A 22,768-nucleotide genomic window follows, 5' to 3' on the forward strand; every position below is an offset into this window, starting at 1 on the left:
CGTCGATTTCCGGCCAAGCGCCACGGAAGCGTTTCAGCCGCTGCATCAGCCATTTGACGGCAAAGTCCGGATCGACGGTGATTTTCAGGTGGCGGGAGCCGCGCTCGCTCCTGCGGGCCTGCGCGACGGCACGCTTCATGAGTTCGAGCGCGTCACCGGATGCGCGGCAAAGGATCAATCCCGCCTCCGTCATGCGGATCGAGCGATTGGTGCGCTTGAAAAGCGACAGGCCGAGCTGGTCTTCGATTTCCTTGATCTGGTAGCTGACCGCCGCCGGGGTCAGGCCAAGTTCGTCGGCCGCTCGACTGAAGTTCAGATGTCGCCCCGCGGCATCAAGCGCTCTCAGCGCCCGCATTCCAGGAATTATGCTCATTTTTGTTTCAAAGAAAGTTTGAAATTCTGAACAGGAATACTCGTTTCCCTGCCCGCATTCAATATGCGAGTATGTCAATTATTCGAGAAATATCAGGTCACTGGGAGAACGGCAAGGAATATGCCCCATGAACTCGACCAAAATTACCATCAATTTTTTTAATTCAAAAATGCACAATCTAGTGCGTCGATTCAATGAGGAAAAGCAGCGGAGGCGGACACTGCATCACCTCAAGCGAGACCTGCGTCGTCTTACTGAGCAACGTCTATGGGACATAGGCATCGACCCGGAGAACATTCCTCATCTGACGAAATGTGACGTCGAGTTTTGAAATCAGGCCCCAATGGCATTCTGGGAAGAAAGCCCCGACAACTGCGCATTCATTTCCACATGCCTGCAATGGGCCGAAAGCAATCGCGGGTCGCACGGATCTCCAGCAAAAGGCTTTCGATCTCTCGCCAAATTGACCATTTAGACATCCTTCGGTCGACCTCGACGCGAAGTCCAGATAAGAAACTGGATCATGTTCAGGATGATACGAATACAGCTCTGGTCTCCCGCGGCCTTTTCATCCGCCGATCTGATTCATCATTGCATACGACTGCCCTCGCCCAAGCCATCCGGGCTGGACGATGACAGCTCTTGCCGGGCGATGCTTCCATAGCAAGTCGCCTGCTATTTTTCAGCCTGTATCACGCCACCAGCTTTTCACCCTTGAGATGCCGCTCCAGGAAGGGAAGGCTGTCCTGCCCCCAATAGAGCTCGCCTTCGTAGCGGAAGGTTGGAAGGCCGAAGACGCCCGCCTCCTTGGCGATATCGCGATTGCTGCTCCAGAGTTCGGCAATATCGGCACGGGCCGCACGCGCCTCGAGCGCGGCGCCGTCAAAACCTGCCGCGTCGGCAATCGCCTTTCGCACATCGGCATTGCCGATATCCGCAGCGGCGCCCCAGAAAGCGTGTTGCAACGCGCGGGCGAGAGCGGTCCAATCCTGCCCATCGAGCTGCGCCGCCAAGACAAGAAAGCCGGCGGGCGTCGGATCGGATAGCGCCGACCGGTTTGTAAAGTCGAGCTGCTTGCCGCGAAGAGCGGCCCACCGCCGGAGATCCTTCATCCAGTAGGCACGGCGGGCATCCGGGCGATCACGCGAGTAGATCGCGCCATTTTCGACGATCAGCGGAATGAGATAGGGCCGGATCTCGGCGCCCGATCGCGCCGCGAGTTCGACAAACGCGTCAAAGCCTATATAGGCCCAGGGCGATCCGATGCCGAAGAAGTAGTCGATGGTTTTGGTCATAAAGTTTTCCTCCCGAGGGGATCAAATGTGAACCAGATCTAAATTGCTGGAGCGACCTTTACGCGTCACATGTGACGCCCGGTGCTGTGGTCGCCATATCGAAAACGGACAGCGCGCAATCACGCGCGATCAGAACAGACCGGGGGTCGCGGCCGACGGCGACCGTAGCCAAAGCGCCTTCGTAAAGCAGAGACAGATGCGCAGCCGCCTGCTCGGTCGGACACCTTGCGGCCGACATGACGGAACGGAAAATCTCGCGCACGGCATTCTTATGCTCGCGGGCGATGGTGACGACCCGCTCGGAATCGCCATGCTCGGCAACCGCCAACGCGAAGGCGCAGCCGCGGAACTCTGGGCTGTCGGCCTTTTCGAACAAGCGTTCGAAAATCAAGGCGATCTGGTCACGCGGCTGCAGGGCGACAGTGGTTATGACCTCCTTTAACTGGAGAAGGACACGTTCGTGACGCTCGGTCAGATAGGCCGCGACAAGATGATCCTTGGATGGAAAGTGCCGGTAGAGTGTGGCCTTTGCAACATTGGCTTCGTCGATGATGCGATCGATGCCGACGGCGCGAATGCCGTCCCTATAAAAAAGGGCGCCGGCGGTGGTCAGGATATGGTCTGAAATTTTCATTGCATAGGTCCGGATGCCGTCATTGCATGATCTCGGGACTCGCCCGTCAGATGCGCTTTCGGCCTCGAATGGGTGAGCGTGAGGAAGACAGGTAGTTCTCGGCAAGCCGGCGTAGACTAGCGAAAGGAAGGAGCGCCGTGAAGCCACCCTGTTGCGCGGCCAAACCGGCAATTTCCTGGGCGGCACGGTTACAGGGCGTCGCTATCCCATGCTGGCGGCCGAGAAGCACGATTTCTCCGTTCAGATAGTCAACTTCGCTCGAGGCGCCGCGCGTGAAGCTCTGCCAGGTCGATTGTTGGCCGGGCCGAATACCGGCGTTTTCGGCAATCTTCCAGTGCGTTATGCTGACCGTGCGCTCCGAGGGAGATGCAAATGTGTAGCCCGCCGCCTTGAGAACAGTCTCGGCCTCCTCGACAAGAGCCGCGCTGAACGTTGCTCTTTCGTCGTCTGCGCCGTCGAAAAGCTCCAGCACATTGCGCACATTGTGAAGAAGCTTCGCCGCCTTCCATCGCTTGATATCGCTTGTTGTCTCGGCAATGTAATCCGACCGGCTGAGATCCGCGACGATCTTGGCCGCAATCTCGTCCGAGCCGTGCGGGTACCGGCCGATGGTAACGATTGCCACTTGCGGATCGCCCCCGACCACGACGTGACCGGTTTCCGTAAAGCGGGCGGGCGTCAGGATGCTGGCGCCGTAGACATTCGAAAATAGTCTAAGAGCAGCCGCTTCCGTTGCCAGACCATTTTGAAACGTGACGATCGGCAGGGCAGAGGCAGTCAGTCCCTCCGTATCGTCGATTGGACGCCAGGCCCAAAAGGAGAGGGCTTCGGCGGCATCCTGCGATTTCACCGTCAGCAGGAAGACGTCTTCCTGCCTCAGTGATGGCGGTTCAGCCGTGTCGAAAGCATTGAGGCGGATCTGCCGGGTGACGGCGGGTCGCTGGTAGACGAGGCCATGATCGACGATATGCCTGATCTGGGCACCGCGCCCGACAAGGGCGTAGTCTATCCCCGAAAGCTCAAACTGCGCGGCAAGGCTTGCACCGACGGCGCCCGCTCCGATGATGATGTAGCGCGTCATGCTCGCCGCCCGGAAACTACATTCACGAGCTCCCGCGCGTCTTCCGCCTGCCGGGAACCAAGTGGCACGGCTGGCACCTTTTCAACCGGGAAAAGATGCGGCGGTTCCTCTGTCTTTCGGCTCCATCGGTCACAGGCCGAGCGCCCGAGAATGGAAATAGACGTGTCTTCCTGCGGTGCATGGACGAGAACCGACTGGATGTCGCGAAAATGCCGCTCGATCCCGAGATCGCCATTCAGACCGGGATTGCCGAGCGTACGAACGGCAAGCTGAACCGCATCGCGTATGTTGCGGGCTGCAATAAGGCGCGCTCTGATGAGCGCTTCAGGTTCATCCAGCGAATGGTCGAGCGCGTTGAACAGGATCTGTCTCGCGCCGCCCACGAGCAAGTCGATTTCACCGGCTGCGGAAATGAACCTTTCCGTTTTTGCGATCGGAACACCGAGATTGGCGGGGATGCGTTCATGACCGAAACGGATGAAAGCCTCCTGGGCAGCTTCTGCGGCTCCGAGGTATATGGCGGTGAGCGCGACATTGCCGGCGGCATGGGCGCGGTTGTCCTGCGTGCCGACTGTAACATCGACAAGATCGAGGACGTCCTCAAGCGGCACTTCAACATCCTTGAACTCGACGTCGTGCGAGCCGCTTGCCCGCATTCCCAGGCTCTTCCAATTTTCGATCACCTTGATGCTGGGAAGCTCAGATGGAACGACGAAAGTGCCGACGCGCTGCGGTGTCTCATCGGTGCGGGCCCATACGAGGAAATGGGTCAGGCCAAGCGCACCCGTTACGAAACGCTTGCGCCCTGTGATCGACCATCCACCTGCCGTGCGACGCGCCAATGTGTCCGGAAGACCGCCCCGGGCGGGAGAACCAAGCTCGGGCTCGACACGGGCCGCGTTCAGCAGGATCGGGCGATCGCGCGCGTCGTCGAGCAAACGTCGATAAAGCGGCTCCGGCCATTTGCTGCCCGCGGCCTGTCCGAGATGGGTGAATATGGTCATCGCACTGATCAGGGCGACCGAAGGATCGCCACGACCAAGCGCTGCGAGGATGCGCCCGACATCGGCAATACCCGCACCTTTTCCACCGAACCGCGGCGCCACGGTGCTTTCGAGCAGGCCCGCAGCATGGACTGCCTCGATGCCGGCCCAAGGGAAGGCGCTGGATTCATCTGCCGCCGCAGCTGCGGCGGCAAGCTTGCGGGTCACATCCGCCAGATCGTTGGTATTAAAGGACACGTTGCATCAGCCTCTTCGAAGCAGCAGGGAGTGCCATGCGCGAGCTTTGCCGCGCCATGGCCTGTCTTTGCAAACACAATGCGAATGGCGTTCGCCAATTCTGCTTGTTGGTGCGCGTGACAACGCGGGATCAGGCGACCGCCTGCTGGGGTGCCTTTCGTGCCGCCAGGTCCGCCCTGACGAGCGGCAGAATATAGCGGCCGTAATCGATAGCATCGTTGAGGTTGTCATATCCTCGGATCGAGATCAGATCCGCGCCGAGATCGACGTAATCGAGAATGGAGTCCGCAATGGTTCTTGGAGAGCCGACCAGGGCAGTGGAGGCACCACGCGCATTCGTCGCCGTCACTGTCGGATACCAGAGAGCCCGATCATGGACATCGCCGCGCGAGGCAATTTCGAGCAGGCGCTGCGAGCCGATATTTTGCGGAGACGGCGCTGATGGCGGCACCTTGCCAAGACCCCTTGCGCGATTTTCCTTCAGGAGGTCGAGGGTGCGATGCGCCTTGGCCCATGCAAGTTCGTCCGTCTCGGCAACGATCGGACGGAAAGTCACCCAGATCCGCGGGCGATCCTTGCGCCCGGCGCGCGCCGCTTCGGCATAGATTCGGTCGATTTGCTGCTTGGTTTCCGCCAGCGGCTCACCCCATAGGCCGAAGATATCGGCAAGCGCGCCGCCGATGCGATAGGCATCGTCCGATGAGCCGCCGACTGACACCGGGATGGTGCCGTTTACCGGGCGCACACGGCTGTGGAACTGCTTGAATTGATAATAGCGGCCGTCGAAGTCAAAAGGTTCACTCGACTGCCACACGCGTCGCAGAATGCGGATATACTCCTCTTGCCGCTCATAGCGCTGATGTTTGTCGAGAAAGTCGCCTTCCTTGGCTTGTTCCTCGTCGCTTCCGCCGGCAATGAAGTGGACGACCACACGCCCGCCGCTCAGCTGATCGAGCGTTGCCAGCGATTTTGCCGCGACTGTCGGATAGATCGTGTTCGGTCGAAGGGCGATGATGATCTTGATATTCTTCGTGTGAGCCGCAACCGTTGCGCCGATAGTAAAGGGGTCGAAGGACGCGCTATCATAGGGAATGAGGGTATAGTTGAAGCCGTAATCATCGAGCGAACGGGCGTAGCGCTCGATGAACTGTGGGTCGAGCGCGGGGTTTTCCAGAGGATTGAGCTCGGTCGAGGCATTCGGAAAGGTGACGCTGATGAATTCGGTCGGCATATCGATGTCCTATAGTTTCCTTCATCGGATTGGACAGAATGCTAGCGTGACCCTCTGGCCTCAGAAAGACAGGTCGTTCTTTTTCTACTAAATTTGTAGAATATTCGTGCTTAGGATGCCCTCGATCCTGAAGGCACGGTCTATCCGGCCCAATTCGTCATCCAATAGGCGAATGCAGAGATTACAGCCGCAGCCGGAAGGGTTATTACCCATGCGATGACAATATTGCCCGCCAATCCCCAGCGGACTGCGGAGACGCGCCGGGCGGCACCGACGCCGATGATAGCGCCCGTAATCGTATGGGTCGTCGAGACCGGGATGCCGAGCCATGTGGCAGCAAACAGTGTCAAGGCACCGCCCGTCTCGGCACAGAAACCCTGCATTGGATTGAGCCTGGTAATCTTCGAACCCATCGTATGCACGATCCGCCAGCCGCCAAATAGCGTCCCAAGCGCCATTGCCGACTGGCAGGACAATACGACCCAAAGGGGGACATGGAATTCCGCTCCGGTATGCCCCTGCGAATAGAGCAGAACGGCGATGATCCCCATCGTCTTCTGAGCGTCGTTTCCGCCATGACCAAGGGAATAGAGCGAGGCTGAGACAAATTGCAGTACACGGAAGGTACTGTCGACGGCGAAGGGCGACTGGCGAATGAATATCCAAGTCACGCACAGCACGAGGAAAAGCGCGAGAACGAAGCCCAGCAGGGGAGACATGACGATGGCGCCGGCCGTTTTCAGCAACCCGGACCAGACAATGGCACTCATGCCGATTTTAGCCAGGCCGGCGCCGACGAGGCCACCGACCAGAGCATGCGACGAACTCGACGGAATGCCGAACACCCACGTCACGATGTTCCAGACGATCGCCCCCATCAGGGCGGCGAAGATGACCTGCGGCGTGACGATGTGGGGATCGATGATGCCGGTGCCCAGGGTTTCGGCAACGTGAAGCCCGAAGAACAGGAAGGCGATGAAATTGAAGAATGCAGCCCATAGGACGGCATATTGCGGACGCAGAACCCGGGTCGAGACGATGGTGGCAATGGAATTGGCGGCATCGTGCAGCCCGTTCAAAAAGTCGAAGAACAATGCCACCGCAATGAGACCCACCAGCAGCGGAAGAGCAAGCGTGGCCTCCATCAGACGTTCTCGATCACGATGCCGCTGATTTCATTGGCGACATCCTCGAACCGGTCGACGACCTTCTCCAGCTCACCATAGATCTCGCTGCCGATGATATAGCCCATGGGGTTCGTTGCGCCATGGCGGCGAAAGAGATCCTTCAACCCTTGCTCATGGAGTTCATCGGAACGCTCTTCGACATTAACGATTTCTTCCGTGAGCGCGCTGAGGCGGGAGGAATTGGCGCTCATGCGATCGAGAAGAGGAATTGCAGCCGCCACCAGTTTTGCCGCCTGAACGATAGCGCCGCCCATTTCCTGCATGCCGGGATCGAAGCTATTCTGCTCGAACAAACGAATTGTCTTGACCGTCTTGTGCATCATGTCGATCGCATCGTCCATCGACATGATGAGATCCTTGATATCGCCACGGTCAAAAGGCGTGATGAAACTGCGCCGTATCGCGAGCAACACTTCGCGCGTGATGTCATCGGCCTCGTTCTCGAGTTCGACGATACGTTTGCAGTGCTGTTCGGTGTCTTTGCCCCTTAGCAGTTCGTTCAGGGCTTCTGCAGCGCTGACGATTGTACGGGAATGCCGGCCGAACAACTCAAAAAAGCGATCTTCCCGGGGCATCAATTTACGGAACCAGTTCACTCTCGGCGCTCCGAATGTGCATTGTCATAAATCCGTCATAAATGATGGAGGCTGCCATGAAAAGCCAATGTGCCTGCGAAACCACGCTCTTCGACAGTTTCGCGGATCAAAAAAAATCGCCACGCGCCTATGTCGGCTTCTCCAACAAAAACAAAGGCAACAGGGAACAATGACCGCTAGGTGCCGTTTGTTTCCTATCGTCGATATGGAGTCCGCTGATGAGTGCGCGTGCGCAATGGAAAGGATATATGAAGTTTGGAGAGGTCGGCTGGGCAGTCGCACTCTATACGGCGGTTTCCACTTCCGAGCGGATTTCCTTTCACACGCTGAACCGCGCAACCGGCAACCGCGTCCGGCGGGAATTCATAGATAACGCGACCGGAAAGCCGGTGCCTCGCGAGGATCAGGTCAAAGGCTACGAACTCAACAAGGACGATTACATCGTCCTTGAGCCCGAGGAGATTGCCGCTGCGGTGCCGGAAAGCGACAAGGTCTTGCAGATAAAGGCCTTCCTGGCATGCGACGACATCGATGACATCTATTTCGATCGACCATATTATCTCGCCCCTTCCACTCCTGCGAGCGAAGAGGCCTTCGCGTTGATCCGCGAAGGAATGCGCAAGAAGCAGGTTGCCGCCATTGCTCAAACCGTTCTGTTTCGCCGCCTGCGAACCGTCATGATCCGTGCTCACGGCAACGGATTGATCGCGACGGTATTGAATTTCGACTACGAGGTTCGCTCGGCAAAAGAAGCCTTCGAAGATGTGCCGGACATGAAAATCAAGGGCGAAATGCTCGACCTCGCCAAGCACATCATCTCCACCAAGAAAGGTAAATTCGACCCGAGCGAATTCGACGATCGCTACGAGGCAGCGCTTGCAGAACTGGTAAAGGCCAAGATCGAGGGCAAGAAGATCCCGCAACGCAAGCCGGCGAAGGTTGCCAAGGTCACCGATCTCATGGAGGCTCTGCGCCAGAGCGCCGGCGTGAGTGGTCAAGGTAAGACTAGCGCTAAGCAACCCGCCGGGAAATCGGGCACGGTCTCCCGCAAGACGGCGAAATCGCGAACGAAATCTTCTTTCCGGCCGCAACGCAAGGCGAGCTGACAATGGCATTGGAGACCTACAACCGCAAACGCGACTTCAGCAAGACAACCGAGCCGAGAGGGCGGACCGGCAGGAAAAAGATCGCTGTATCTGGCAACAGCTATGTCATCCAGAAGCACGATGCGCGCCGGCTCCACTATGATTTTCGCCTCGAATTGGACGGGGTTTTGAAGAGCTGGGCCGTGACCAAGGGGCCGAGCCTGATAGCCGGCGAAAAACGGCTGGCGGTGCAGACCGAAGATCACCCGCTGGAATATGGTGATTTCGAAGGTACGATCCCGAAGGGCGAATATGGCGGTGGGACAGTCATCGTCTGGGACAGCGGCTCATGGACGCCGCTTGGCGACGCTCATAAGGGCCTTGCAAAGGGACATCTCGAATTCGAGCTCCATGGAAAAAAACTCGGCGGTCGGTGGCATCTGATCCGCATGGCGGGAAAGCCGCGCGAGAAGCGAGAAAACTGGCTATTGATCAAAGGCGAAGACGAGGCGGCCCGGCTGGAAGACGCTGCCGATATTCTCGAAGAACGACCGGAATCAGCAAAGACGGGGCGCATCATAGACGAAGTCGAGAACGAAAAGCCGGGCTGGTCCTCCAAGACCGGGAAGATCCGTCGCAGGACGGTCCGAAAGAAGGACGATGCCGCCGGGGAGCAAGCCGACGAAACAGAGAGGCAAACGGATGCAACGCCGGTTGATCCATCTTCCCTGAAGGGTGCCCGAAAGGCCGCTTTGCCATCCTTCGTCGAACCCGCTTTGGCGACGTTGGTATCCAAGCCGCCCACAGGCTCTCGGTGGCTTCACGAAATCAAATTCGATGGCTATCGGCTCGAGGTTCGCATCGAAGCAGGCCGCGTCAAGCTGCTGACGCGCAGCGGTCTCGACTGGAGCCAGAAATTCGGCAAGGAGATTGTCGGCGCCTTCCGCGATCTCCCCGTCGGCACCGCAATCATCGACGGCGAGCTCGTCGTTGAACCAGCGGCCGGCGCTTCCGATTTCTCTGCCCTGCAGGCGGATCTTAGCGAAGGCCGTAGCGACCGCTTCGTCTTCTATGCTTTCGATCTCCTCTATCTCGACGGCTATGACCTGAAGGCCTCGCCGTTGATCGGCCGCAAGGAATTGCTGCGAAAGATCATCCCGTCCGAAACCGGGATCCTTCGCTTCAGCAGTCATTTTGATGAAAATGGCGACTTGCTGTTGTCGCATGCCTGCAGGCTGAGCCTGGAAGGGATCGTGTCGAAGATCGCCGACGATCCATATCGCTCCGGTCGCGGCAAGACCTGGGTCAAATCAAAATGTTCGTCTCGGCAGGAATTCGTGATCGCCGGCTGGGTTCCCTCGACAACATCGCGAAAGGCCATCGGTTCGCTGGCGCTCGGCGTCTATGAAGACGGCAAGCTCGAGCATGTCGGTCGTGTTGGCACAGGGTACACACACACCGTCGCCGAACAGCTCTTCAAAAGGCTCAGCCGTCTTAAAGCGGAGGAAAATCCCTTTGCGGCCAAACTGACTGCGGAAGAACATCGCGGCGTCCGCTTCGTGCGGCCCGAACTGGTTGCGGAAGTCGAATTTCGCGCCTGGACGGCGGACGGCCATTTGCGTCACGCCTCCTTCCGCGGATTGCGAGAAGACAAGAATCCGCTCGAGATCGTCCGCGAAACACCGAGATCCACGGCCAAGTCTTCGGCTGAAAAGCCTGCGCGCAGCAGCGTATCCTTGACCCACGGCGATCGTCTCTATTGGCCGGACGAAGGTGTTACGAAGGCGGGGCTTGCGGATTATTATACCGAGGTCTGGCGCTATATGGGGCCTTTCGTCGTCGGCCGGCCGCTCGCGCTCGTACGCTGTCCCAACGGTATCGCCGGTCAGCATTTCTTTCAGAAGCATGCCTGGAAGGGCATGAACAGGAATATCGCTTTGGCGAAAGATCCGCAAGACGAAGAACCCTATGTCAGCATCGACGACCTGAATGGCCTGATCGGCCTCGTGCAGGCGGCAGTCCTCGAAATCCATCCCTGGGGATCGATGATCGGCAGTTGGGAAAGGCCTGACATGATCATCATGGACCTCGATCCGGGTCCTGGCGTCGCCTGGAGCAAGATCATCGCCGCGGCGGAAGAAACGGCGGAACGGCTGAGGCAAACGGGGCTCGTCCCTTTCGTGAAGACTTCCGGCGGAAAAGGACTGCACATCGTCTGCCCTCTGGTTGCCAAGGCCGAATGGCCGGCCGTCAAAGCCTTTACCAAGAGTATCGCCGACGCCATGGCCGCCGACAGTCCCGATCGCTATGTTTCCACCATCACCAAGTCGAAGCGTCGCGGTAAGATCCTGATCGATTATCTAAGAAATCAACGCGGCTCGACGGCCGTCGCCCCATATTCCACCCGCGCCCGGCCGGGCGCCGCAGTCTCGACGCCTTTATCCTGGGAGGAGTTGAGCCCTGCAATAGGGCCGGATTATTTCACCGTGCTCAATGTGCCGACGCGGCTTGCAGCACTGCATTCGGATCCCTGGGCAGACTTCCGGAAAGCTGCCGAACCCTTGCGGCAGCCGTCCGCGAAGGCTAAGCGTAAGTATTAACGAACAAATACCTTCCTGGCGGCGGAAGCCTGCAGGTGACTAGCGCTTCTTTGCGCCTTTTTCCTGCGAAAGGCTCTTGCGAAGGGCATCCATGATGCTGATGACGTTGCTTGGCGCCGGGGCCTCTTCCACCTTTGCCTTGGCGGGGCGCTTGCGCCCTTTCTTTTTAGCGGCGATGATATCGAGCAGCTTTTCCTGAACGGGGTCCGAAACCATCGCCGGATCCCATGGTTTCGTTCGTTCGTCTATCAGCTCGCCGACCAGCTTCATCAGCTTGGCGTCCACGGTTTCTGATCCGATATTTCCAAAATAGTTCCGTTCATCGCGCACCTCGTCGCCGAACCGCAGGGTCCAAAGGACGATCCCTTTATCTCTGGGCTCCAGCATGACGGCCCGTTCGCGGCGATACATGACGAGCCGGGATATGCCGACCATGCGGCTCGCGGCCATCGCATCGCGGATCACGCAGTAGGCTTCTTCGCCGACAGCATCGTCCGGCGTAAGATAATGCGGCGTATCGAACCAGATCCATTCGATGCTGTCACGCGGCACGAACATCTCGATATCGATCGTCCGGGTGCTTTCCAGTCCGACCGCGTCAAGCTCTTCATCCTCCAGGATGACATAGTCATTCTCGCCGCGCTCATAGCCCTTCACTTCATCGTCCTCATCCACCGCTTTGCCTGTGACGGAATCGACGTATTGGCTGACGATGCGGTTGCCCGTCTTTCTATTGAGCGTGTGGAAACGAACCTTTTCATTGTCGCTTGTCGCCGGCGCCATGGCGACCGGGCAAGTGACCAACGACAGTTTGAGATAGCCTTTCCAGAAAGAGCGCGGAGCCATGATCTTTCCTCCAATACAAGGGAACGATCTCCGGCATTTCCTGGTTCCCTGGCATGATGCTATTGCGGCCGAGACTCAATGCATGCCACCGCCGCCTCCCTCCTTGAGATCGACATTGCTGAGGATCAAGGCGAGTGGAATGGCACAGAGCACGATCAGCATCAGGACGTGGAATACATCGATATAGGCTAAGAAGCTCGCTTGGGTCTGCACCTGCTGGCCGACCCAGGCAATCGCCTGCGCCTTCGCATCCGCCATGGTCGCTCCCTTCTCGGCAAAATAGCGCGTCATGACCTGCAGCGCATCGTGGTAGGCGGGTGAGGATGGCGTGATGTGCTCGACGAGCCGGCTCTGGTGCCACTGCTCGCGATGGGCAAGCACATTCGATGCAATGCAGACACCGATCGAACCGCCGATATTGCGGGCAGCATTGATCATGGCGGATGCCTGATTGGTCTGCTCCGGTCTCAGACCGTAATAGGAAGCTGAGGTAATCGGAATGAAGATCAGCGGCAGACCAAGTCCTATATAGAGACGCGACCAGACGAAGAAGCTGAAGTTCAATCCCGGATAAAGCCTGGTCAATTGCCACATGGATACCGCAATGATCGCTGCGCCGATCGCGATCAGATATTTCGGCTGAATCACGGAATTGACGCGTCCGGCAACGAACATCATGACCATGGTGACAAGGCCGCCCGGCGACAAGGCCAGCCCCGCCCATGTTGCTGTATATCCGTAGTTCTCCTGCACGACTTCGGGAATGAACTGTGTCGTCGCGATCAGGATCGCGCCGACCGCCATCATGACGATGAAACAGGAGCCGAATTGCCGCGTACCGAGCAGCCAGCCATCGATGATCGGATTGGCCTTCGTCAGAACCCATGGAATGGCAAGAAGAAAAGATAGCAGGCAGATGGCCGCAGTCACGATGATGAAGTTGGAACCGAACCAATCATCGGTTTGCCCCCGATCGAGCGTAAGTTCCAGCGAACCGAGAAAGGTCGCAACCAGCAGAAAACCGACAATGTCGAAGCGCACGCCCTTGCGCCGAAACTCCTCACGCGTCTTCTTCGTCTTCGATGTTTCCTTGAGGAGGGCATAAACGAGGATGAAGGCGAAGACGCCGACCGGACCGTTGATGAGAAAGCACCAGTGCCAGGAAAGATTATCTGAGAGATACCCCCCAAGCGTCGGGCCGATGACCGGCGCGACGACCACGGCGACGCCGAAGAGCGCAAAAGCCTGCCCGCGCTTTGCCGGCGGGAATGCATCCGCCAGGATCGCCTGCGAGGTCGGCACCATGCCGCCGCCGGCAAAACCCTGGATCATCCGAAAGATGAGCAACGTCTCAAGATTCCAGGACAACCCGCACAGGATGGAAGCGATGGTGAAGGTTGCGAGGCACAGAAGATAAAATCGCCGCCGGCCGAACCGTTCCGCAAAGTAGCTGCTGGCCACGAGCACGATGGCATTCGAGACGAGATACGTCGTCACGACCCAGGAGGCTTCATCGGAGCTGACGGCAAGGCCGCCGGAAATGTAGCGCAGCGCCACGTTGGCGATCGTGGTATCCAGCACCTCCATGAAGGTCGCAAGCGACACGACGATGGCGATGAGCCAAGGGTTCGTAGCGCGCTCGGATGAGGCCGCGCCTCCGTTTGCCGTTGCCGCGCCGCTCATCTCAGCTCCTCGGCCGGACCGTGACCGTCGGCACGACGGACATGCCGGGGCCGATGGGGAGATCGGCGGGCCATTGGTCGACGACGATCTTAACGGGGACACGCTGCGTGACCTTCACATAATTGCCGGTCGCGTTTTCCGCCGGCAGAAGCGAAAAGGCGGTGCCGGAGCCTGGCTGGACAGAGGCCACCTTGCCGTGCAGCGTATGGTCCGGATAGGCGTCGATCGTCACGTCCACCGGCTGATCCGGACGCATGTCGGTCAGCTGCGTTTCCTTGAAATTCGCAGTGATCCAGATCTCATCCGGGACGAAAGTCGCGATCGCCTGGCCGGCATCGATAAACTGCCCCTTTGCGCCGGTGAGACGGACGACGCGGCCGGGCTGGGCAGCCGCTATCGTCGTATAGCTGAGATTTTGCTGGGCTTCTTCCGCCTGCGCCTGCGCCTGCTTGAGGCTTGCCAGCGCGCTCGATTTCTGTGCCTCGGCCACGGCCCTGTTCTTCAACGCGGATGTGACGTTCGCCTGCATCTGGGCAAGGCTTGCCTGATCCTGCTGTAAGGTGGACGCCGCCTGCTGTACCGCCTGCACGCTGCCTGATCCGGATTTGACCAGCTGCTGCTGGCGATTGGCTTCCTGCTGCGCGTATTGCAGGGCCGCGTCGGCCGAGTTCAGCTGCGCCCTTGCCACATCGACGGAAGCGGTAGCCGCCTCTATCTGTGCACTCGCGCTCTCGACAGAGGCCTTAGCGGCCTCTATCTGCGCGTTGGCCTGGTCAAGCGCGATCTGGTAATCCCGTGGCTCGATCCGCAGGATGATATCGCCGGCCTTGACATGCTGGTTGTCGGTCACCGGCACGTCGGAAACATAGCCGGAGACCTTGGCGGCGACGGAGAAATTGCGGGCGCCGACGAATGCATCGTCCGTCGTCTCGTAAGGATAGAAATACACCTTCCAGGCGAACCATCCGGCAGCAATGAGAACCGCCAGAACCACAACACCGAGCAAGATCCAGAAGGGATGACGGCGAAGGAAGGAAGGCCGCTTTGTTTCCTGCGGGGCCTCTTTCCGACGGTCGGTTTCATCTGATGCCTGCTGTGTCGGCCGGTCCGGCCTGGTTTCCATGTTTGTGGGTTGATTGTCAGCCATGACATGACCTTTGCTTTTGTCCTGCTCAATCCGACTTCGGCGGTTCAATGAAGAGGTGATCAGCCCTGTAGAAAGCGCGTGATCTTTTTCAGATCCGCGATAAAGGCAGCTCGGCTTCTTTCCCTCTCTTCTGCCTCCCTGATCCGCAACAGGGCCGACGGATGGATGGTCACGAGAACATCGAGCTTCGCAGACGAATGCAGGATATGTCCGCGATCGCGCATGACCTTCACCTTCGTTCCGAGCAAGGAGGATATGGCGGTTGCGCCGAGTGCGACGACCAACCTCGGCTGCAGCAGCTCGAGTTCCGCGCCAAGCCACCATGCGCAACGCTGTATCTCGCCGGCATTCGGCCTTGCGTGCAGACGCTTCTTGCCGCGCATCTGGTATTTGAAGTGCTTCACCGCGTTGGTGACGTAGCAGCGATCGCGGTCGACGCCCGCCTCATGAAGGCATTGATCCAGCAGACGGCCTGCGGGGCCTACGAAAGGCCGAGCAGCCTGATCCTCCTTGTCGCCGGGCTGTTCTCCGACGAGCACGATTTCGGCGGTAGGAGGCCCCTCGCCGAATACAAGGTGGGTGGCGTTGCGATAGAGGTCGCAACGTTGACAGGATTGCGCATCGTCGTGCAGCTCGCCGAGTGTCTCTGCGTCTGCATGTTCATACGCCAGTGAAGGGCCTGCGCCGGCCGAAGCAAATCTCTCGAGCATTGGGGGCTCGCAATGGGTTCCAGATTCTCCAACGATCAACTAATCGCCCTTCTGTTTGTTCCATTCGTGCGGCCCTATCACTACGGGGAACCCGCGCTATCGGCATTCGTTAGAGCGATAGGAACATCCAAAAGGGAGAAATCCTCATGAACAGTCAAAGCAAACCCGGCTCCCTCGCGCTGAGTGCATTCTTCGCTGATGAATATGATGCAGAAGCTGCGGCTCAGGAACTGGTGGATGCCGGCATTCCGAAAGACGCAATTACGATGACGCCGGGTAATCGGCCCGATACAGCGCCAATCGATCATATGGGCTTTCTCGACGCGTTAACGGGCATCTTCTTTCATGAAGAACAGCGCACAGCCTATGCGGCAGCGCTGGAACAGGGAGGAACGCTGGTCACTGTGCAGGAGATGGACGAGGCACAACATAATATCGCCTTGCCGATCCTTACAGAGAAAGGCCAGATTGAGATCAACGAACGGGAAAGCCGTCGCTAAGGCATGTCGCCGCTCTTCACGCACAATCAGTTTGGAGGGTGGCCCGGCTTATGCTGATCGCTGCGAATTTTTTGCGCGTCCATGAAGCCATGCGCCCATTCATCGCGCCGCTGATCGCACTGCGGAAACGGATTGTTGTCACTGCACGCCCCTTTCGCAAAGGCCTTTCTGCCCAGCTCATAGGCATCGCTTTCGGAGTTCCTATCATCACTTCCGGTTTTCATGGCTATGCCTGCTCCAACACAAGGCTTGCATCGACGCAGGCGGTCACGAAAGCGGCTCTTGATGCTTCAACGGGAACTTTGTGCAAAACGGCTGCGGCGCATTTGGCCTTCGCATTGATGTAAGCGGAGTTTCTTTTACAGGGCCATCGTTGCGACAGGAAATGGATCGCCTCCTCCGGTCCTCGGATCATCTGATCGTCTCGACCACCGGCCGCAAGGCGGACTGGGTGGGTCCAAAGCGTCGTGAATTCCACATCAATGACATCGTACATCCAATCCTCCCATCTCCTGCCTGTTTCCATCTTCTGGATGTCCGCTTTTTACTGGACCCGAACAACGGATATCGGCTTTTGTTCCTCAAATCCTCGAGACCGCGCTGCCTCGCGGAGGTCTTCGCGCCGGCTCCGGAGCCTGCATCTGACGGGCATTTGCGGGGGACAGATGGCGACCTGTGCAAAGCCGGGGTCTCGTTGGTGGAGGCACGGTTGGGGGATGATAAGATCGTCAATGACCGTCTTCGCCAAGGCGCACCGCCAATTGCTGGCGGGCGCGGTTTATCCGGCTTTTCACCGTGCCGATTGCACAGCCGAATCTTTCTGCGGCAGCATCGTAGGAACGCCCTTCGATGACAACGTATTGAAGTACCGAGCGATAATGCTCCGGCAACAGATTACAGGCCTCCTCAAGCTCTTTTGCCCGGATGGTCCATTCTTGCGATGGCTGCGCCACTCCATCACCCGAAACGCATTTATTGGCGCCGGGAGCTTCGCGCCTGCTAATACGGAATTTAGTGCAGAACGTATTGCGCATGATCGTAAACAGCCAGGATTTTAACCGGGTGCCACGATCGAATTGGTCGAGATTGGCCAACGCTTTCGTCAAGGTCTCTTGGACCAGATCATCGGCATCGTTGGCATTTCTGTGAAAGCTGCGCGCAAAGGCGCGAAGAGCTGGGATAAGCTCAACGATTTCGTCTTGCAGACCGGCGGTTCGGTACATATCGATCATAAGCCTCTTCCTTGGAAAACAGCGCACAGCGGAATCCCTCGGCATTGACTGGCAAGGCCGTGGCTCGGCTGCTACCGAAGCGCAGCGCATGTCGTCACAGTCGGCAGGCGTTTGGACGAAACGACCCCGATGATTTGTGCAGATTTGCTGCTCGTTATGCGCGGTGATGCATATTCAAGATGCTTCGGAGCCTTCTCCTACTTGAGATGCTCCTCACATCCTTCAAGGGAACGGTTGCACCTCGAGCTTGTTCCACGGGAATCCAAATAATTGCAGCATGTTGAAAACCGACACGAGGAAGCCCTTGTCGGCGAACTCGCTATCGATTGTGCCCAAGAAGGGATCGCCGCTCGGAGCCTGACCGGGCGCTGAAAGTCGCTGATGACAGGACGATCTTTAAAAGCAGACATGATCGAGCCCTCCGATAAAGAGAACTCTAACTTTCACGGCAGCGGCTTGTTTCCGGCACTGAGGCAATTGTAGCCGATCCGGCCCTCATGGACGAAAAAACCAAAAAAATCCGGAAACAACGGCACGGTTTTCCAGTTGGAAGGGAGCAAGCTAAAGAGAGGAAATACCAATGTTGACGAGAATGATCGCAGTATGTGCCCTTTCAATCGGCATGGCCACGGCGGCCATGGCGCAGCAATCGGGCTCCGGCGCAACCGGCACCGGTAATTCGGGAAGTGGTAACGGTGCTGGCACCAGTTCACAAAACGGAGCTGCTCCGAGCGGAAATGGAGGTGCCAGCAACAATACGACGGGAACCAATGGCACCCCAAATTCCAATGGTCAATCGCAGGATTGCAACGCCATGAAGACTGGCAAGAATACCGCGCAGGGTACGGATACGCAAAGCAGCAGCCAGTCAAGCGACAGCACCTCAAACAGCAATTGCCCGCAGTAATAAGTGTCGATTAAACGTCAAAACACTATCTGAACTTCCCAAATTTCTGTTGTTGCCGGCATCCATAGTATGGCTTGTCGGCAACAAATTGATCATTCGAGGAGAAAAATCATGATGAACAGTGCACAGGAGATCGCCGAGGAATATCTTAGGCTTGGTGGCAGAAGATTGCTTGTAATGGATGACAACATCCTCTCAACAAACAGTTGGGAGGCCGATCCCATCGAAGCGGAATCCTTCTGGCAAATGGAGATTGAGACACTGCCACCTAAGCGACGCAGTGAAGTCATGTCATTCCTGCCTTCCATCAACGTTACTTGAAACGAAAAGCATTGGACATCGGCAACGTCCCTCATGAGGGCAGGCCAATACGAACGCAATAGGCAACATGAAAAGAACTGGAACCATTCGTATCGGTATTTCAGGCTGGACTTACGCTCCGTGGCGCGGTGTTTTCTATCCGAAGAACGTGCCGCAGAAACGGGAGCTCGCCTATGCCTCCTCGCAATTTCCATCCATCGAAATCAACGGCACCTTCTATGGCCTTCAAACTCCGGAAACTTTTGCCAGGTGGCGAGACACGACACCGGACGATTTCGTCTTCGCAGTTAAGGGATCTCGCTACATAACCCATCTGCGCAGGCTTCGCGATGTCGAGGTACCGCTTGCCAATTTCATGGCGTCCGGCGTGCTGCGCCTGAGAAGAAAACTCGGCCCGATCCTCTGGCAATTTCCTCCGCGACTGCGCTTCGACCCGGCCTTATTTTCCTCTTTTATAGAGATGCTGCCGAAAGATAGCGATGAAGCCGCCCATCTGGCCAGGCGCCATGACGAGCGGCTGAACGGTCGCGATTGGCTGCAGACGGAAGAAAAGATACCACTCCGCCACGCCTTCGAAATCCGCAACGAGAGCTTCGTGAACCCCGACTTTATCGAGCTCTTGCGGAAACATAAGATCGGACTCGTCTGCGCAGATACTGTCGAATGGCCTTTGCTCATGGATGTCACAGCGGACTTCGTCTATTGCCGCCTGCATGGCTCCGAGGAGCTATATGTCAGCGGATATGACGACGAAGCCCTGGAGGCCTGGGCAGAACGCATCGACGACTGGGCGCACGGGCGCGAGCCGAGCAAGGCCAACCGTGTCCTGGAGCGGCTGAAACAGCCACAGCCTGGCCGAGACGTCTATGTCTATTTCGACAATGACGTAAAAGTACGGGCACCAGCCGACGCGCAGCGATTGAACGAGCGTCTTGGACTAGCTCCGCAAAAGGAGCTCTCCTCCCGGGCGAAGAATCCGCGGGGGCGTCGGGGCGAAATCGCGAAGTCCGGGCCGCAGCAACAGCGACCTGCGTAATCAACTCCGCTCATTCGAGCTGACTCCATGCCGGGTTCCAATTCACGCCTTCCGACAATTCGACGTAAATGGGCCGCACGACTTCACCGGACATTTTGTTACGGGCTGCCCGAAAAGCGTCATCGGGCTCCATCTCCTCGCCTGGGAAGATGGCGTCGTCCTCTCCGGGCGGCGTAACCTTGCGCAGGAACCCTCGGATCTGATCGCCAGAATGATAGAATTTGACGACAATGGAACCGGGCGGGACGGCGTTCTCGCGATATCGATGATAGATTTCCACCTTACACCTCCTGATCTCGGTGGTCTCTCGGGCGGGGCAATGCCTTACCGTTTCAAGAAAACCACCCATTTTGTCCGATTGATCGATCACAATCCGAACCGTCCTCCTCCGCCTTGGTTCCCGCATGGGAATTAAGCCACGCAGGCTTAGATGGCCGAGCGAGGCAATTGAACGTCAAAGAACTCTTCAGCTCAATTCAGCCCGAGGCTCGATCAGCGGTCTGATCATAGGCATTTTCTGGTAGCTGCAGCAGATCTGCTTGATCTGACAGCGGTTGCCCGCTAGGTTGCCGCCGCAATCAAACGCAAAGATATGGGGATATCATGCCAACTGGCACGGTTAAGTTTTTCAACACAGACAAGGGCTTCGGCTTCATCACGCCGGAAAGCGGAGGACCTGACGTTTTCGTTCACGTCTCCGCCCTGCAGTACGGCAACGTGCTTCGGGAGGGACAGTCCGTTTCCTACGATCTCGGTCAGGATCGGAAAACTGGCAAGACAAAGGCGGAAAACGTCAGACCGCTCTAATGGTTATAGACATGACACTACCCGGAATTTCGGGTAGTGCACTCGGGCGCAACAGGAATCCATGTAAGCGCATGCCGACGGTTTGCCCGAATCACCTCTCACCAAACGGCAATTTGCGTCGCCCGATCGTTCCTACATAAATGCGGTCACGGCCATGCCGATCACGGCGACGAACATGATAGCGCAGGCGATCCAGCCAAGTGCTTTCAACCCGCCTCTGATGACAAACTGCTTCATGACGTCGTGATTGGTGGCAATCAGCATCAGGATTACCATAACGGGCACCGCGACGATGCCGTTGATGACGGCGCTCCAGAATAGGGCCTTCATTGGTGGGATGGGCGTAAAGTTCAACAGCATGCCCACCACCGTCGCCAGGCTCACCGTCGTATAGAAAGCCTTCGCCTCGCTCGGCTCGCGCGATAGCCCGACCTTCCACCGGGCCGCCTCCCCGACAGCATACGCTGCCGACCCTGCGAGAACGGGCACAGCCAGAAGGCCTGTTCCGATAATCCCCGCGGCAAAAACGATCTTGGCGAATTGTCCGGCCAGCGGCTCGATCGCCTTCGCTGCGTCGACGGAACTTTCGATGCTTGTGGCACCGGCCTTGTTAAGCGTGGCTGCTGTCGTCGTGATGATCGCGAGCGCGACAATATTGGATGCCGCCATGCCGATGAGGGTATCCAGCGTGATGCGAGTGTCCGCCCTTTTCGCTTCCTGCGGATGTTTCACAAGAGGCTCCTCCCGTGGCTTCTCCTTCAGGTCTTCAGCCTCCTGGGACGCTTGCCAAAAGAACAAATAGGGGCTGATCGTCGTTCCAAAAATCGCGACGATCATGGACCAGTAGTTCGGATCAGCCTTGAAGGTCGGCAGCAGCAGACCGAGGGTAAAGGCCGACCAATCGATATGCACCACGAACAGGGTCGCGATGTAGGATAAAAGCGCCAAGCTCAGCCATTTCAGGACGGCAACGTACCGCTTGTATTTGAGAAGGACCTGCAGAAGGATGCAAATGATGCCGAAGGCCGCAACGTAAATCAGCGAATTGCCGTTCAGCAGCAAATGTGCGGCATCCCCCATCGCACCGAGATCGGCGCCAAGATTGATGACATTGGCAATCAGGAGCGGAAAAGTGATGCTTATCCCCACCCATCGGGGATAACACTTCGCCATGCTGCCCGCCAACCCCCGTCCCGTGGTCCGGCCGATGCGCGCGCTGATCATCTGCACGGCAGCCATGAGCGGATAGGTCAGGAGCAAGGTCCAACTCGCAATGTAGCCGAATTGCGCTCCCGCTTGCGAATAGGTCGCGATCCCGCTGGGATCGTCGTCTGAAGCGCCGGTGACCAAGCCAGGGCCTAGGATTTCTAACAAACGGGGTTTTGAAGGTTCGACGACAGAGCTTTTGTTATCCAACTGATAGTCACTCATGACTGCCTCCCAGCAGAAACCGGGCACAGCGCATCATGGCGGCTGCCGGTGCGAGTGAACCGCATTTGCAAGCATTTTGTTCCCGAGAACCAAATCGCTGGAATGGAACTCGCCCAAGTTCATGGCGTGGCTGGCAAGGAGTAAAAAGCGCTTTCACTTCAGAGCGATGATACTTATCGTATCAAGCAAGGCGGAATCGCCAGCTGATTTGAAGGATATGACAATGAGCGTGCTTCTTTCTCCCAAACTCACGGTTTGCGGCATTGAGGAGCTGCCCGATCAGCGCGTGCGCAACGTCACCCACGTGCTTTCCCTCCTCGATCCGGAATATCCCGAGCTCGACGTCTTCCACTCTTATGCCAGGCATCATCGCACGACGCTGCGTTTTCACGACATCATCGCGACGGCGCCTGGGCGTGTGATGCCGCAGCCGGAACATGTCGAAACGATCCTGAAATTCGGTTCCGAGTTTCAGGCGCAGCAAGCCCCTGAGGCGCCAAGCCATCTGCTGGTGCATTGCCATATGGGCGTATCGCGCTCGACCGCAGCCATGCTCTTGTTAATGGCGCAAGCAAACCCCGAAGAATCGGGCGAGAGCCTGTTTGTTCGTCTGGTAGCTATCCGCCCGCAGGCTTGGCCGAACTCCCAGATGATCGGCTTTGCCGACGAGCAGCTCGGCCGGAAGGGGGATTTGAACGCCGCACTTGCCCGTCACTATGGTCGGCAGATCAAGAAGCGGCCTGACTTTGTCGACTGGATGACGCATCTCGGACGTCAGGCAGAACTCAATATGGCGATCCCGGCGTAAAGAGTGTGCCGCCGGGC

25 protein-coding genes are annotated in these 22,768 nt (G+C 57.7%); 8 read left to right on the forward strand and 17 right to left on the reverse strand.

What is annotated here, in order from left to right; genetic code table 11:
* The 8 genes from ACYJRZ_RS27820 to ACYJRZ_RS27855 form a co-directional block, all read right to left on the reverse strand.
* The coding region (locus tag ACYJRZ_RS27820) for a LysR family transcriptional regulator (RefSeq protein ID WP_459464148.1) at window positions 1-373 on the reverse strand (373 nt) is incomplete at its 3' end.
* A gap of 692 nt (window positions 374-1,065) precedes the next feature.
* On the reverse strand, window positions 1,066-1,668 hold the full coding sequence (locus ACYJRZ_RS27825) for a DsbA family protein (protein WP_459464150.1): 603 nt from the start codon (window positions 1,666-1,668) through the stop codon (window positions 1,066-1,068).
* A gap of 58 nt (window positions 1,669-1,726) precedes the next feature.
* Complete coding sequence (locus ACYJRZ_RS27830) at window positions 1,727-2,302, reverse strand: TetR/AcrR family transcriptional regulator (RefSeq protein WP_459464152.1); 576 nt, start codon at window positions 2,300-2,302, stop codon at window positions 1,727-1,729.
* 46 nt (window positions 2,303-2,348) lie between these two features.
* Window positions 2,349-3,383 (reverse strand): ketopantoate reductase family protein, encoded by a 1,035-nt coding sequence (locus ACYJRZ_RS27835; protein WP_459464154.1) that lies wholly within the window; start codon window positions 3,381-3,383, stop codon window positions 2,349-2,351.
* The gene (locus ACYJRZ_RS27840) at window positions 3,380-4,624 is read right to left on the reverse strand and encodes an acyl-CoA dehydrogenase family protein (protein ID WP_459464156.1); all 1,245 of its coding nucleotides are present in this window, start codon (window positions 4,622-4,624) and stop codon (window positions 3,380-3,382) included. The genes ACYJRZ_RS27835 and ACYJRZ_RS27840 overlap by 4 nt, the downstream gene beginning before the upstream one ends.
* A 130-nt stretch (window positions 4,625-4,754) precedes the next feature.
* Window positions 4,755-5,855: an LLM class flavin-dependent oxidoreductase gene (locus tag ACYJRZ_RS27845; protein WP_459464158.1), complete on the reverse strand. Its 1,101-nt coding sequence runs from the start codon at window positions 5,853-5,855 to the stop codon at window positions 4,755-4,757.
* Window positions 5,856-5,995: 140 nt separating this feature from the next.
* A complete protein-coding gene (locus tag ACYJRZ_RS27850) occupies window positions 5,996-7,000 on the reverse strand; it encodes an inorganic phosphate transporter (protein ID WP_459464160.1) in 1,005 nt (334 codons plus the stop codon).
* Complete coding sequence (locus ACYJRZ_RS27855; protein WP_459464322.1) at window positions 7,000-7,617, reverse strand: DUF47 family protein; 618 nt, start codon at window positions 7,615-7,617, stop codon at window positions 7,000-7,002. The genes ACYJRZ_RS27850 and ACYJRZ_RS27855 overlap by 1 nt, the downstream gene beginning before the upstream one ends.
* A 239-nt stretch (window positions 7,618-7,856) precedes the next feature.
* Here ACYJRZ_RS27855 and ku (ACYJRZ_RS27860) point away from each other — a divergent pair, with 239 nt between their 5' ends.
* Window positions 7,857-8,744 (forward strand): non-homologous end joining protein Ku, encoded by an 888-nt coding sequence (gene ku, locus ACYJRZ_RS27860; protein WP_459464162.1) that lies wholly within the window; start codon window positions 7,857-7,859, stop codon window positions 8,742-8,744.
* 2 nt (window positions 8,745-8,746) lie between these two features.
* Window positions 8,747-11,323 (forward strand): DNA ligase D, encoded by a 2,577-nt coding sequence (gene ligD / locus ACYJRZ_RS27865; RefSeq protein WP_459464164.1) that lies wholly within the window; start codon window positions 8,747-8,749, stop codon window positions 11,321-11,323.
* Window positions 11,324-11,362: 39 nt separating this feature from the next.
* Here the strand turns inward: ligD and ku (ACYJRZ_RS27870) are convergent, their stop codons facing one another.
* The 4 genes from ku (ACYJRZ_RS27870) to ACYJRZ_RS27885 all read right to left on the reverse strand — a co-directional run bounded on the left by ku (ACYJRZ_RS27870) (window position 11,363) and on the right by ACYJRZ_RS27885 (window position 15,709).
* Window positions 11,363-12,169, reverse strand: coding sequence for a non-homologous end joining protein Ku (ku, locus tag ACYJRZ_RS27870; protein ID WP_459464166.1), 807 nt, complete (start codon window positions 12,167-12,169; stop codon window positions 11,363-11,365).
* Between the two features lie 75 nt (window positions 12,170-12,244).
* Window positions 12,245-13,852 carry a DHA2 family efflux MFS transporter permease subunit gene (locus ACYJRZ_RS27875; protein WP_459464168.1) on the reverse strand — a complete coding sequence of 536 codons (1,608 nt, stop codon included), beginning with the start codon at window positions 13,850-13,852 and terminating at the stop codon, window positions 12,245-12,247.
* A 1-nt stretch (window position 13,853) separates the two neighbouring features.
* On the reverse strand, window positions 13,854-14,999 hold the full coding sequence (locus tag ACYJRZ_RS27880) for an HlyD family secretion protein (protein WP_459464170.1): 1,146 nt from the start codon (window positions 14,997-14,999) through the stop codon (window positions 13,854-13,856).
* Between the two features lie 59 nt (window positions 15,000-15,058).
* Window positions 15,059-15,709 carry a UdgX family uracil-DNA binding protein gene (locus ACYJRZ_RS27885; protein WP_459464171.1) on the reverse strand — a complete coding sequence of 217 codons (651 nt, stop codon included), beginning with the start codon at window positions 15,707-15,709 and terminating at the stop codon, window positions 15,059-15,061.
* A gap of 146 nt (window positions 15,710-15,855) precedes the next feature.
* On the opposite strand from ACYJRZ_RS27885, the gene ACYJRZ_RS27890 reads away from it, so the two are divergent.
* The gene (locus ACYJRZ_RS27890; RefSeq protein WP_459464173.1) at window positions 15,856-16,209 is read left to right on the forward strand and encodes a hypothetical protein; all 354 of its coding nucleotides are present in this window, start codon (window positions 15,856-15,858) and stop codon (window positions 16,207-16,209) included.
* Between the two features lie 26 nt (window positions 16,210-16,235).
* Here ACYJRZ_RS27890 and ACYJRZ_RS27895 read toward each other — a convergent pair whose 3' ends face one another.
* The 3 genes from ACYJRZ_RS27895 to ACYJRZ_RS27905 form a co-directional block, all read right to left on the reverse strand.
* Window positions 16,236-16,433: a hypothetical protein gene (locus tag ACYJRZ_RS27895; RefSeq protein ID WP_459464175.1), complete on the reverse strand. Its 198-nt coding sequence runs from the start codon at window positions 16,431-16,433 to the stop codon at window positions 16,236-16,238.
* Between the two features lie 2 nt (window positions 16,434-16,435).
* Window positions 16,436-16,735 carry a DUF982 domain-containing protein gene (locus ACYJRZ_RS27900; RefSeq protein WP_459464176.1) on the reverse strand — a complete coding sequence of 100 codons (300 nt, stop codon included), beginning with the start codon at window positions 16,733-16,735 and terminating at the stop codon, window positions 16,436-16,438.
* Between the two features lie 202 nt (window positions 16,736-16,937).
* Window positions 16,938-17,441: a sigma-70 family RNA polymerase sigma factor gene (locus ACYJRZ_RS27905; protein ID WP_459464178.1), complete on the reverse strand. Its 504-nt coding sequence runs from the start codon at window positions 17,439-17,441 to the stop codon at window positions 16,938-16,940.
* A 580-nt stretch (window positions 17,442-18,021) separates the two neighbouring features.
* Here ACYJRZ_RS27905 and ACYJRZ_RS27910 point away from each other — a divergent pair.
* The 3 genes from ACYJRZ_RS27910 (at window position 18,022) to ACYJRZ_RS27920 (ending at window position 19,705) form a co-directional block, all read left to right on the forward strand.
* A complete protein-coding gene (locus ACYJRZ_RS27910; protein ID WP_459464180.1) occupies window positions 18,022-18,348 on the forward strand; it encodes an oxidoreductase in 327 nt (108 codons plus the stop codon).
* Between the two features lie 111 nt (window positions 18,349-18,459).
* Window positions 18,460-18,669: a hypothetical protein gene (locus tag ACYJRZ_RS27915; protein WP_459464182.1), complete on the forward strand. Its 210-nt coding sequence runs from the start codon at window positions 18,460-18,462 to the stop codon at window positions 18,667-18,669.
* A gap of 67 nt (window positions 18,670-18,736) precedes the next feature.
* The gene (locus ACYJRZ_RS27920) at window positions 18,737-19,705 is read left to right on the forward strand and encodes a DUF72 domain-containing protein (RefSeq protein ID WP_459464184.1); all 969 of its coding nucleotides are present in this window, start codon (window positions 18,737-18,739) and stop codon (window positions 19,703-19,705) included.
* A gap of 10 nt (window positions 19,706-19,715) precedes the next feature.
* Here the strand turns inward: ACYJRZ_RS27920 and ACYJRZ_RS27925 are convergent, their stop codons facing one another.
* Entirely contained in the window at window positions 19,716-20,075 is a 360-nt protein-coding gene (locus ACYJRZ_RS27925; RefSeq protein WP_459464186.1) for a hypothetical protein, read from the reverse strand.
* Window positions 20,076-20,308: 233 nt separating this feature from the next.
* On the opposite strand from ACYJRZ_RS27925, the gene ACYJRZ_RS27930 reads away from it, so the two are divergent.
* On the forward strand, window positions 20,309-20,512 hold the full coding sequence (locus ACYJRZ_RS27930) for a cold-shock protein (RefSeq protein WP_015343887.1): 204 nt from the start codon (window positions 20,309-20,311) through the stop codon (window positions 20,510-20,512).
* A gap of 132 nt (window positions 20,513-20,644) precedes the next feature.
* On the opposite strand, the gene ACYJRZ_RS27935 is transcribed toward ACYJRZ_RS27930, so the two are convergent.
* Window positions 20,645-21,943 carry an NRAMP family divalent metal transporter gene (locus ACYJRZ_RS27935; protein ID WP_459464188.1) on the reverse strand — a complete coding sequence of 433 codons (1,299 nt, stop codon included), beginning with the start codon at window positions 21,941-21,943 and terminating at the stop codon, window positions 20,645-20,647.
* 223 nt (window positions 21,944-22,166) lie between these two features.
* Between ACYJRZ_RS27935 and ACYJRZ_RS27940 the strand changes: the two genes are divergently transcribed.
* Window positions 22,167-22,751 carry a tyrosine phosphatase family protein gene (locus ACYJRZ_RS27940; protein WP_459464190.1) on the forward strand — a complete coding sequence of 195 codons (585 nt, stop codon included), beginning with the start codon at window positions 22,167-22,169 and terminating at the stop codon, window positions 22,749-22,751.
* Window positions 22,752-22,768: the final 17 nt, after the last annotated feature.

The organism is Rhizobium sp. No.120, from assembly GCF_054558365.1.

Bases quoted from the DNA above. Each gene is read 5' to 3' on its own strand.
- ACYJRZ_RS27850 (WP_459464160.1), bottom strand. From the start codon at position 7,000: ATGGAGGCCACGCTTGCTCTTCCGCTGCTGGTGGGTCTCATTGCGGTG.
- ACYJRZ_RS27920 (WP_459464184.1), top strand. From the start codon at position 18,737: ATGAAAAGAACTGGAACCATTCGTATCGGTATTTCAGGCTGGACTTAC.
- ACYJRZ_RS27845 (WP_459464158.1), bottom strand. From the start codon at position 5,855: ATGCCGACCGAATTCATCAGCGTCACCTTTCCGAATGCCTCGACCGAG.
- ACYJRZ_RS27825 (WP_459464150.1), bottom strand. From the start codon at position 1,668: ATGACCAAAACCATCGACTACTTCTTCGGCATCGGATCGCCCTGGGCC.
- ku (WP_459464162.1), top strand. From the start codon at position 7,857: ATGAGTGCGCGTGCGCAATGGAAAGGATATATGAAGTTTGGAGAGGTC.
- ACYJRZ_RS27875 (WP_459464168.1), bottom strand. From the start codon at position 13,852: ATGAGCGGCGCGGCAACGGCAAACGGAGGCGCGGCCTCATCCGAGCGC.
- ACYJRZ_RS27885 (WP_459464171.1), bottom strand. From the start codon at position 15,709: ATGCTCGAGAGATTTGCTTCGGCCGGCGCAGGCCCTTCACTGGCGTAT.
- ACYJRZ_RS27930 (WP_015343887.1), top strand. From the start codon at position 20,309: ATGCCAACTGGCACGGTTAAGTTTTTCAACACAGACAAGGGCTTCGGC.
- ACYJRZ_RS27900 (WP_459464176.1), bottom strand. From the start codon at position 16,735: ATGGAAACAGGCAGGAGATGGGAGGATTGGATGTACGATGTCATTGAT.
- ACYJRZ_RS27890 (WP_459464173.1), top strand. From the start codon at position 15,856: ATGAACAGTCAAAGCAAACCCGGCTCCCTCGCGCTGAGTGCATTCTTC.
- ACYJRZ_RS27880 (WP_459464170.1), bottom strand. From the start codon at position 14,999: ATGGCTGACAATCAACCCACAAACATGGAAACCAGGCCGGACCGGCCG.
- ACYJRZ_RS27855 (WP_459464322.1), bottom strand. From the start codon at position 7,617: ATGCCCCGGGAAGATCGCTTTTTTGAGTTGTTCGGCCGGCATTCCCGT.
- ACYJRZ_RS27835 (WP_459464154.1), bottom strand. From the start codon at position 3,383: ATGACGCGCTACATCATCATCGGAGCGGGCGCCGTCGGTGCAAGCCTT.
- ACYJRZ_RS27830 (WP_459464152.1), bottom strand. From the start codon at position 2,302: ATGAAAATTTCAGACCATATCCTGACCACCGCCGGCGCCCTTTTTTAT.
- ACYJRZ_RS27940 (WP_459464190.1), top strand. From the start codon at position 22,167: ATGAGCGTGCTTCTTTCTCCCAAACTCACGGTTTGCGGCATTGAGGAG.
- ACYJRZ_RS27895 (WP_459464175.1), bottom strand. From the start codon at position 16,433: ATGAAAACCGGAAGTGATGATAGGAACTCCGAAAGCGATGCCTATGAG.
- ACYJRZ_RS27935 (WP_459464188.1), bottom strand. From the start codon at position 21,943: ATGAGTGACTATCAGTTGGATAACAAAAGCTCTGTCGTCGAACCTTCA.
- ACYJRZ_RS27905 (WP_459464178.1), bottom strand. From the start codon at position 17,441: ATGATCGATATGTACCGAACCGCCGGTCTGCAAGACGAAATCGTTGAG.
- ligD (WP_459464164.1), top strand. From the start codon at position 8,747: ATGGCATTGGAGACCTACAACCGCAAACGCGACTTCAGCAAGACAACC.
- ku (WP_459464166.1), bottom strand. From the start codon at position 12,169: ATGGCTCCGCGCTCTTTCTGGAAAGGCTATCTCAAACTGTCGTTGGTC.
- ACYJRZ_RS27915 (WP_459464182.1), top strand. From the start codon at position 18,460: ATGATGAACAGTGCACAGGAGATCGCCGAGGAATATCTTAGGCTTGGT.
- ACYJRZ_RS27910 (WP_459464180.1), top strand. From the start codon at position 18,022: ATGTTGACGAGAATGATCGCAGTATGTGCCCTTTCAATCGGCATGGCC.